Genomic DNA, 9,295 nt, shown 5'->3' with positions numbered 1-9,295 from the left:
AAGATAATGGCTCAATCTAAAAGGCTTGATTATCCACTCTCTCTTGTAATATTTGATATAGATTTTTTCAAAAAGATCAATGATAAATATGGACACTTAGCTGGCGATAAAGTTCTTAAAGCATTTGCTTCTTTGCTTATGCATAGAATGCGTGAATCAGATATAGTTGTCAGGTATGGAGGGGAAGAGTTTATTGCTATTCTTCCTGAAACAGATATAAAAAGGGCTTTTGTAGTTATAGAGTCAATACGAAAATTAGTTGAAGATATGAAAATATCAATAGAAAATAATAAAGAAATTTCTATTACAATTTCTGCTGGGATTGCAGAGTATAATCGTAAAGAGACGCTTGATCAATTGATCAAGCGTGCTGATGATGCGCTCTATTTGGCAAAAGATAGAGGTCGTAATCGAGTTGAGATGGCAGATAATAAAGGGTAAACAGTTATGGAAAAAGAGAAAGCATATAAACTTCTTGCAGTACAGATGGGTCTTTCTAACTCAAAAGCCAAGGAACTTATAGATCGTGGTGTTGTTTATGTTGGAAATAAGAAAGTTGCAATTGCACGTGGTGAATTGCCTGTAGATACAAAGTTTCGTGTATTAAAATTGCATAGTGTTGATGTGATATATGAAAATGAAGAGGTAATAGCACTTAACAAGCCATCTTTTTTAACAAGTGATGAAGCGGCTAGAGAATTTAAAGGTGCAAAACTATTACATAGGCTAGATCGTGAAACAAGCGGTGTACTATTGCTCTCTAAAACAAAATCTTTTGAACAAAAAGCTCTTGAAGCATTTAAAGCAAGAGCCGTTTATAAAGTATATACTTGCTGGGTTGATGGTATTATAAGTGAGCCTTTGACAATAGATAAACCATTGAAAACTATTAAGCAAAATGGGCATGCATATAGTAAAGTTGACAAAAAGGGTAAAGAGGCAATTACCCATATTGAGCCAATTATGATTTCTGGTAAAAGAACAAAATTGAGAGTAGTTATTGAGACAGGTAGAACGCACCAGATTCGTGTTCATCTAAAAAGCATAGGGCATCCAATTATTGGTGACAGGCAGTATGGTATAACATCAGCACAGACTAACCGAATGTTGTTGCATGCACTAGAGTTAAGAATTTTAGGGTACGACTTTAAAGCAAAAGAGCCTAAAGGGTTTGATGTATTTGCAGGTGGATAATAATATCTTCTTTTCTTATATTTAATTAAAATTAAAGTCTTTATAAGGTAGAATTCCGCACTTTTAGTAGAGTAGTTTTTTAACGATTACGAGTGCATTTAATTGAGAGGAATAATATGTTTGAGTCATTAAGTAACAGTTTTCAGAATGCTATCAATAAAATACGCTTTAAAGATGATGAAAAAGCCTTAAAGCGGGCGCTTGATGAGCTGAAAAAGTCGTTACTTAAAGCTGATGTTCATCACAAAGTAGTAAAAGAGCTGCTTAGTGTAGTTGAAAGAGAGACAAAACTTAAAGGCATCGGCAAAGAGAACTTTCTTAGTGCACTCAAAAACGAGTTAACCCAGATTCTTACAGCTCCTGGAAAGCAGGGGTTTGTTTACAGTTCAACTCCACCAACTGTTGTAATGATGGCTGGTTTACAGGGTTCTGGTAAAACAACTACATCTGGTAAACTTGCCTATTATTTGAAGCTTAGAAAAAAAAGAGTTCTTCTTGCGGCAGCAGACCTTCAGCGTTTGGCTGCTGTTGAACAGTTGCGTCAAATTGCTAACCAGATTGAAGTTGATGTATTTGCAGATGAGTCTATAAAAGACCCAATTGAAGTTGCAAAACAAGCACTTGCAAAAGCAAAAGATGGAAATTATGATGTTTTAATTGTCGATACTGCCGGACGTTTGGCAATTGACAATGAATTGATGGATGAAATAAAGCGCGTAAAAGAGGTTTTGCAACCGGATGAAATCTTTTACGTAGCTGACTCATTGACAGGACAAGATGCTGTAAGAAGTGCTGCAACTTTTAATAAAGAGTTAAGTTTAACAGGTGTTATTTTAAGCAAATATGATGGTGACAGCAAGGGTGGAGTTGCTTTAGGTATAGCCAAACAGATTGGAGTACCGCTTCGTTTTATAGGATCAGGTGAAAAGATGCCTGATCTTGAAGTATTTATTCCAGATCGTATTGTCGGACGCTTAATGGGAGCCGGTGATATAGAGTCTCTGGCTGAAAAAGCATCTGCTGTTATAGATGAAAAAGAGGCTAAAAAAGTAGCTAGAAAAATCAAGAAGGGTCAGTTTAATTTCAACGACTTTTTAGAACAGCTTGAGCAGATGAAAAAACTTGGTTCTTTAAAGTCATTGATAGGAATGATCCCAGGTCTTAACAAGATGGCTGGAGCTCTTAAAGATATTGATTTGGAAAACTCTTCAGAAATCAAGAAAATTAAAGCGCTTATTAGCTCTATGACACCTAAAGAGCGTGAAAATCCTGACTTACTGAACAACAGCAGAAAACGCAGAATTGCACAAGGTGCAGGTTTGAGCCAAATGGAAGTAAACAAAATACTAAAACAGTTTAAAAATGCGGCTAAAATGGCTAAGAAGTTTTCAGGAAAAAAAGGAATGCAAGACTTGCAAAACTTGATGAGTCAAATGCAAGGTGGAGGTTTCCCCCGTTAAGTAAAACTTTATTGGGGGCATTGACCTAAACGATCCCGTCAATCGCTTAGGTCAATGCCTCATATTGAAATAAATAAAATAATTTAAGGAGAGAGAATGACAGTAATCAGACTAACACGTATGGGACGTAAAAAAAGACCTTTTTACAGAATCGTAGTTACAGATAGCAGAAAGCGTCGTGACAGTGGTTGGATAGAGTCAATCGGTTATTATAACCCTATGACTGAGCCTGCTACTGTAAAAATTGATGAAGAGCGCTACAACTACTGGTTGAGTGTTGGTGCACAGCCAAGTGAGCGTGTTAAAAAATTAGCTGGAAAGTAAGACAATGATTGAGAACTTTGTGCGTGATCTTGCAAAACTTATCGTATCACATCCTGAAGATGTTGTTGTCGAACGTCATAATCTTGGAGAAAAGTTCGATGAGATAGTCATTTATGCGCACAAAGAGGATGCAGGAAAACTGATCGGTAAAGATGGGCGTATGATCAACGCGCTTAAAACTCTTATAAGCGGATGTAAGGCTAAAGATGGCATTAGCTATCGTGTAAACGTCCGCACAGCAGAGGAGTATCGGGATTGATTCCTGAAAAGCTTCCGATTGCCCGTATAGGCAAAACAGTCGGACTTCGCGGTGATTTAAGGCTTAATCTTTTAAGTGATTTCCCTGAACAGTTCAAAAAGGGTGCTACCTTTATGAGCGACAGAGGAGATCTGACAGTCAGTTCTTTCAATGCTGAACGTGGTACTATTCGATTTGAAGGTATCGATAACATTGATGATGCCAAACGTTTAACTAACGCTTATCTATATACCACAAAAGAGGCAACAGAGGAAGCGTGTAAGTTAAATGAAGGCGAATACTTCTGGTATCAGATCATTGGGCTGGAAGTTGATGATAATGGAAATCTTCTTGGAAAAGTAGAAGAAATTGAGCGTCTAGCAGGAACAGACTATCTATTAGTCAAAACTGACCCTGCTCTTGTTGAAGATGGTTTTGCAAAAAGCTTTTTGGTTCCTTATGTTGAGCGATATATAGATCGCGTTGACTTGCAAGAAGGAAAAGTTTTTACAACAGGAGCAAAAGTAATATTGGAAGCTAGTTGATGCGTTTTACATTTGTAACGCTTTTTAAACAGCTTTTAGAAGGCTACTTTGAAGACTCTATTTTAAAAAGAGCTGCTGAAAAGGGTTTGCTGACGTTTGATTATCTTAACCCAAGAGATTTTACTAAAGACAAGCACAAAAAAGTAGATGACACAATAGCCGGTGGTGGCGCAGGAATGGTGATGATGGCACAGCCAATTTACGATGCACTTGCATCTCTTAAAAATGAGTCACCAGATGTGCACATAATTTTTACAACACCGGTAGGAAAGCCTTTTCGTCAATCTGATGCCAAGCGCTTGGCAAAGCAGAAGAGTCATATTGCATTTGTAAGCGGGCGATATGAGGGAATTGATGAAAGGGTCATCGAAATTTTTGCAGATGAGTGCTTTAGTATAGGTGATTATATACTTACAGGTGGAGAGCTTCCTTCGCTTGTAATGACAGATGCCATCAGTCGTATTGTACCAGGTGTATTGGGGAATGCCGATTCTTTAGAAGCAGAGAGTTTCGAATCACTGCTTCTTGAGGCACCGTCGTTCACACGCCCTAAAACTTTTCATAATTTAAGCATCCCTTCAGAACTATTAAAGGGAAATCATAGTAAAATTAACGCCCTTAAAAAAATGATGGCGTTATCTAAAACAAAATATTTTCGTCCAGAACGATATTTGAAATTTACCCAAAGGGAAAGTGATGAAAAATCGATATATTGAGTCTTTTGAACAAGCTCAGGTAGCTAGCAAAAATGTACCGGAATTCAGAGCCGGTGATACTGTTCGTGTAGCAGTTAACATTAAAGAGGGTGATAAAACACGTATTCAGAATTTTGAAGGCGTATGTATCTCTATTCGTGGTGAAGGTACAGGTAAAACTTTCACTGTAAGAAAAATTGGTGCTAACAATGTTGGTGTAGAGCGTATTTTTCCACTCTATTCTGACAGTATTGAAGGTATTGAAGTTGTTCGCCGAGGTCGTGTACGCCGATCAAAACTTTACTATCTTCGTAACCTTAGAGGTAAAGCTGCTCGTATTAAAGAGCTTCGCCGCAAATAAAAAGAGCCCCCACTCCCTTTGGGGCTTTAATACTTTTTTAGATAAAATACCTTTAATACAAGTTTATTGAAAGGTATTTTAATGAAACATTTTCTTCTTTCTCTTTTAATCTCCATAATTCCGCTATTTGCTCAAGAATCTGCATTAAAAGATCAAGCAATTAAAAGCTCGACTGTTGTTCTAAAGACAACTAAGGGTGATATTGTGCTTGAAATAAAACCAGAGTGGGCACCACTTGCTAGTCAAAACTTTTTGCAACATGTAAAAGATGGGTATTATGATGGAGTTCCTTTTCACAGGGTTATTCGAGGCTTTATGATACAAACTGGTGATCCTACCGGTACAGGGCGTGGCGGTGACTCAATTTGGCATAAACCTTTTAAAGATGAGTTTGCACCAAATGTAGTTTTTGATCGTCCAGGTATAGTTGCAATGGCAAACTCAGGTCCTAATACAAATAGAAGCCAATTTTTTATTACTGTTGCTCCTGCTCCTTGGTTGAATGGTAATTATACAATTTTTGGAGTAGTTAAAGAGGGAATGGATACAGTATATAATATTTCAAAAACTCCTACTGGCAGAAGAGACAGACCAGTTAAAACAATCAAAATTTTAAAAGCTGAAATTAAAAACTAGCTTGCCAATCTCTACATTGTAGAGATTGGTTTCTCTTCAATCAGGTCTTGCACAAGCTTTTTAGTATCATCAATAGCTTGTAGAAGTTGATCAGCAGTTTTGTTTTCTGTTGTCATAATAGCAATATTCAAATGAGGAATTATTGCTGAAACAGTAACAGATGCACGTTCTATATGAGCTTTTGATGAAGGTTTATAAACTTCAAAGTCATCTCCTTCTGTAAGCAAAATACGATGAATAGTTGCATTGTATTCATTTATATATGCATCACAAATCTCTATATTTTTTCTATAATCTTGAAGAGCTTGAGTAAGATTTTGCATTGTTTTAATGATTTCATTCATTTCACTGTCAAAAGATTCAGCATCCATTAACATAGATTCGCTAAGTTCCAAATTCTGTTTAGATGTCTTAGATAGTGTCATAGACCACGTTAAAGCTCCTATAGCTATTGCTACAGCTATTAAACCTATTGCTCCCCATACAGGATTTGCTATCTCAGGATTAAATGCACCGCCGCCAATCCAAGCAAGTATATCTTCTAAAACTTTCATATCTGTGAAAGTTTCTGGTGTAACAGATACACCAGTTGCAAATGCACCAATTAAAATAGCAGAAACTATAGTTATTAATGTAGCAAAAAAAGCTGTAAATAGTGCACTACCTTTTTTTTGTTTCAGCTCTACTATTTGAGGAGGCTCTGTTTCACTCTTTTTAATTAAAGGTTCAATCTGTTCGATGAAAAGAGTCATATTTACAGGAGCAACTTCTATAGAAGGTTCATTTTTAAGTTTTTGGGCAAGTTTTTGAAACTTGTTCAAACCTTTTTTATTTAATTGCTCTTTTATAGAGTCATTTTTTGATGCTTCCTCCAAGAGTTTCTCTTTAGCTTCTCTTATACGCTCTTTTGTATTTTCTATTATCTCTTTTGCACGTTCTATAAGCTCACTTGCTTTTGACTGGTTGTGTATTGTGGAAAACAACATTTTGCTGCTCCTTTATATGATTTTAATAAGTTTATTATGCCAGAAATTTATCAAAAAAATATTGATTAATAAACAAATCTGTTTAAAACTTTGGCTGCAAGCAGATCGCCCCATACATTGATAGCTGTTCTAAACATATCTAGAATTCTATCAACTGCTGCAATCAGTCCTATTGCTTCAAGTGGTAAACCTACTGCACTAAGTATCATAGTCATCATTACAAGACCTGCACCAGGAATTCCTGCAGCACCAATGGAAGCAAAAGTTGCTGTTAAAAAGATGACTATCTGCTGTGAAAACCCAAGCTCTACGCCATAACTATTGGCAATAAACATAACTGCTATTGCTTCATAAAGTGCTGTGCCATCCATATTAACAGTAGCACCAAGCGGTAAAATGAAACCTGCACTCTCTTTTTTAACTCCTCCGCGAGTTGATGCAACCTCTATTGAGACAGGCAGAGTTGCAGAGCTTGAAGCTGTTGAAAATGCAACCAAAACAGCTTCTCTTACGCTTTTAAAATATCCAAGAGGGTTAAAACGACCTATAAAACTTGCAACAGCAGGCAGTACAATAATTGCGTGAATAAAAAGAGCAACAAGTACGGCAGCAACATAGCTTTTAAGCTCCCATAATGTTTCTACTCCTTCTTTTGCAATTACATAGCCAATGAGAGAAAAAACACCAAGTGGAGTCAATTTGATGATCCACTCTGCTATTTTGCCCATTGCATCATTAACAGCATCAAAAAAGTTTTTTAAAGAGTCTCTTTTGGTATTCTCAAGATGGAGCGTAGCAATGGCAAAGAAGATGACAAAGAGTAGAACTTGAACAATCTTTCCTTCACTAAGTGATGCAAAGATATTGCTTGGTACAAATGAGAGTAGAAGAGATGAAAATGTATGCTCTGCAGGCTTTGTTACTTCTGCTGTTACAGCCATCTGGTGTGCGGAGCCAGGTTCAACTATATTTACTACAACAAGCCCTGTAGTTACAGCCAATGCAGTTGTAAGAAAATAGTAGCCAAACGCTTTTAAACCAAGATTTTTAAGAGCTTCACCACTTCCAAGCGAAACTATTGCAACAAATACTGAAGCAAAAACAAGTGGAACAATCAGCATTTTAAGAAGCATCAAAAACAGATCTCCGATCCATTTTAGTGAGAGCATCAATTCTGGCAGATAAACCCCTGCCACTATGCCTAGAAATATGGCAACAATAGTTAAAGTTTCAGTTGATAGCTTCATAAATCTCCTCCAATTTTTGGTAGTTGCCATTTTTGGTAGTATGCAACAAGACGTAAAGATAGAGTTGAAGCAGCGATGGTTATAAGTGTAAAAGATCCAAGGCAATCCAATATATCGCATATGTAGATAAGCAGTGCTATTAACAGTGCAACAGTTCCATAAAAATCGCTTGTAAGAACTATGGGTACCTCATTTACCATCATATCTCTCAACATACCACCACCAACCGCTGTAATGAAAGCCAACAGCATTACGCCAAACAGGTTGAACTCTGCTTCTATCCCTACAAGTGCTCCTGTAATAGCAAATGCAACAAGTCCAATACTATCCATTAAAATGAAAATAGAGAATCTTTCAGGCTGTTTTTTTGTATGGAGTTTAAGGATTAAAGCCAGTATAATGCCTGCAACCACAAAAAGTAGAACAGTGCTTTGGGTAAATGCTATAGGTGTATGTCCAACAATTACATCACGAATTACACCTCCTCCAAGTGCCGTTAAAAAGGCGGCGATGACAATGCCAAGAATATCTAACCCTTTGCGTACACCCATTAAAAAACCACTGATGGAAAAGGTCATAAGACCTATTGCATCTGCTGCTTCAAAAAGGCTCATGAAAGGAAGTTGATATAGTCATTTTTAAATTCAACATATCTTCGAGCTGAAGCGTATAGCTCTTCTACCTCTTCATCTGTCAATTGTCGTACCACTTTTGCTGGCGATCCAATAATAAGGCTTCTTGGTGGAAACTTTTTACCACCTGTAACCAGTGCCCCTGCACCTACAATTGACTCTTTACCTATGACTGCACCATCTAAAATAGTACAATTCATTCCAATTAGACACGCATCTTCAATAGTGCACCCGTGCAACATAACACGATGCCCTACAGTTACATCATTTCCTATGATTGTAGGATGCCCATCACTCATATCAGGATTTTTGTAGTGAGTAACATGAATCATTGTAAGATCTTGTATATTTGTACGATCACCTATGCGAATTTTATGCACATCACCACGTACTACACAACCAAACCAGATGGAGCAATCGCTTCCGGTTTCAACATTTCCAATTACAGTTGCATCCGGAGCTACCCAAGTATCGTTACCAAATTTTGGAAACCAATCTTTGTATCGTAATAACATAAACGATCCTTTAGTTTGTTGATTTTAATCTCTAATTATATGCCCTAAAAGCTCTTGAATAGTCCTTAAAAGTTTTTTCTTTTTTTGAAATTTTGGATCTTTAGAGTAGATGTATTTTTATCACAAAATTACATATTAATATGAATTAAAACAATACTTTCTTTTATTTGAATCATAAAACAACATATTAGTTTTAATATTTGTAATTTATAATTTTTTGAAGTATAATTTTTGTGTTGAATAAATAGTTATCTAAAAAGGAAGTTTTAATTCAATGACAAAATTTTTAGAAGAAACAAGTATCATAGATTACTCAAATGAAGAAATACAAAAATTAGCTAAAACTTTAGTCACTAATTGTAAAATAGATATTGAAATAGCAAAAAAGTGTTTTGAATATGTAAGAGACAATATCCGTCATAGTGGAGATTATAAAGATAATATTACCACTTGTAAGGCAAG

At 36.3% G+C, this 9,295-nt stretch carries 13 protein-coding genes and 1 pseudogene; 10 read left to right on the top strand and 4 right to left on the bottom strand.

The window, feature by feature from the left end; translation table 11 throughout:
• The 9 genes from BM227_RS11990 to BM227_RS11950 form a co-directional block, all read left to right on the top strand.
• Positions 1-441 (top strand): GGDEF domain-containing protein (locus BM227_RS11990; protein ID WP_143089745.1); only part of this gene is annotated, 441 nt, incomplete at its 5' end.
• A 6-nt stretch (positions 442-447) separates the two neighbouring features.
• Positions 448-1,194, top strand: a complete 747-nt coding sequence (locus BM227_RS11985) for a pseudouridine synthase family protein (protein ID WP_092914179.1) — start codon at positions 448-450, stop codon at positions 1,192-1,194.
• 116 nt (positions 1,195-1,310) lie between these two features.
• Positions 1,311-2,654 carry a signal recognition particle protein gene (ffh, locus tag BM227_RS11980; RefSeq protein WP_092914178.1) on the top strand — a complete coding sequence of 448 codons (1,344 nt, stop codon included), beginning with the start codon at positions 1,311-1,313 and terminating at the stop codon, positions 2,652-2,654.
• Positions 2,655-2,750: 96 nt separating this feature from the next.
• A complete protein-coding gene (gene rpsP / locus BM227_RS11975; RefSeq protein ID WP_092914176.1) occupies positions 2,751-2,978 on the top strand; it encodes a 30S ribosomal protein S16 in 228 nt (75 codons plus the stop codon).
• A gap of 4 nt (positions 2,979-2,982) precedes the next feature.
• Positions 2,983-3,237, top strand: a complete 255-nt coding sequence (locus BM227_RS11970) for a KH domain-containing protein (protein ID WP_092914175.1) — start codon at positions 2,983-2,985, stop codon at positions 3,235-3,237.
• Complete coding sequence (gene rimM / locus BM227_RS11965) at positions 3,234-3,761, top strand: ribosome maturation factor RimM (protein ID WP_092914173.1); 528 nt, start codon at positions 3,234-3,236, stop codon at positions 3,759-3,761. Before BM227_RS11970 ends, rimM begins: the two co-directional genes overlap by 4 nt.
• Positions 3,761-4,477 (top strand): tRNA (guanosine(37)-N1)-methyltransferase TrmD, encoded by a 717-nt coding sequence (gene trmD, locus BM227_RS11960; protein WP_092914171.1) that lies wholly within the window; start codon positions 3,761-3,763, stop codon positions 4,475-4,477. The genes rimM and trmD overlap by 1 nt, the downstream gene beginning before the upstream one ends.
• Positions 4,458-4,817 carry a 50S ribosomal protein L19 gene (gene rplS, locus BM227_RS11955; RefSeq protein WP_092914170.1) on the top strand — a complete coding sequence of 120 codons (360 nt, stop codon included), beginning with the start codon at positions 4,458-4,460 and terminating at the stop codon, positions 4,815-4,817. The genes trmD and rplS overlap by 20 nt, the downstream gene beginning before the upstream one ends.
• An 81-nt stretch (positions 4,818-4,898) precedes the next feature.
• Positions 4,899-5,453, top strand: coding sequence for a peptidylprolyl isomerase (locus BM227_RS11950; RefSeq protein WP_092914168.1), 555 nt, complete (start codon positions 4,899-4,901; stop codon positions 5,451-5,453).
• Positions 5,454-5,464: 11 nt separating this feature from the next.
• Here BM227_RS11950 and BM227_RS11945 read toward each other — a convergent pair whose 3' ends face one another.
• From BM227_RS11945 to BM227_RS11930, 4 genes are all read right to left on the bottom strand, one after another.
• Positions 5,465-6,439 (bottom strand): hypothetical protein, encoded by a 975-nt coding sequence (locus BM227_RS11945; RefSeq protein WP_092914167.1) that lies wholly within the window; start codon positions 6,437-6,439, stop codon positions 5,465-5,467.
• A 65-nt stretch (positions 6,440-6,504) separates the two neighbouring features.
• Positions 6,505-7,686 carry a dicarboxylate/amino acid:cation symporter gene (locus tag BM227_RS11940; protein ID WP_092914165.1) on the bottom strand — a complete coding sequence of 394 codons (1,182 nt, stop codon included), beginning with the start codon at positions 7,684-7,686 and terminating at the stop codon, positions 6,505-6,507.
• Positions 7,683-8,300 carry a trimeric intracellular cation channel family protein gene (locus tag BM227_RS11935; RefSeq protein ID WP_092914164.1) on the bottom strand — a complete coding sequence of 206 codons (618 nt, stop codon included), beginning with the start codon at positions 8,298-8,300 and terminating at the stop codon, positions 7,683-7,685. Before BM227_RS11935 ends, BM227_RS11940 begins: the two co-directional genes overlap by 4 nt.
• Positions 8,297-8,833, bottom strand: coding sequence for a gamma carbonic anhydrase family protein (locus tag BM227_RS11930; protein ID WP_092914162.1), 537 nt, complete (start codon positions 8,831-8,833; stop codon positions 8,297-8,299). The genes BM227_RS11935 and BM227_RS11930 overlap by 4 nt, the downstream gene beginning before the upstream one ends.
• A gap of 274 nt (positions 8,834-9,107) precedes the next feature.
• On the opposite strand from BM227_RS11930, the pseudogene BM227_RS11925 reads away from it, so the two are divergent.
• Positions 9,108-9,295, top strand: a pseudogene (locus BM227_RS11925) (transglutaminase-like domain-containing protein); the annotation flags it as partial.

This window comes from Hydrogenimonas thermophila (genome assembly GCF_900115615.1).
Taxonomy (GTDB): Bacteria; Campylobacterota; Campylobacteria; order Campylobacterales; family Hydrogenimonadaceae; genus Hydrogenimonas; species Hydrogenimonas thermophila.
The sequence above is the reverse complement of the archived record's forward strand: the minus strand, read 5'-3'. Positions and strand labels throughout refer to the sequence as shown.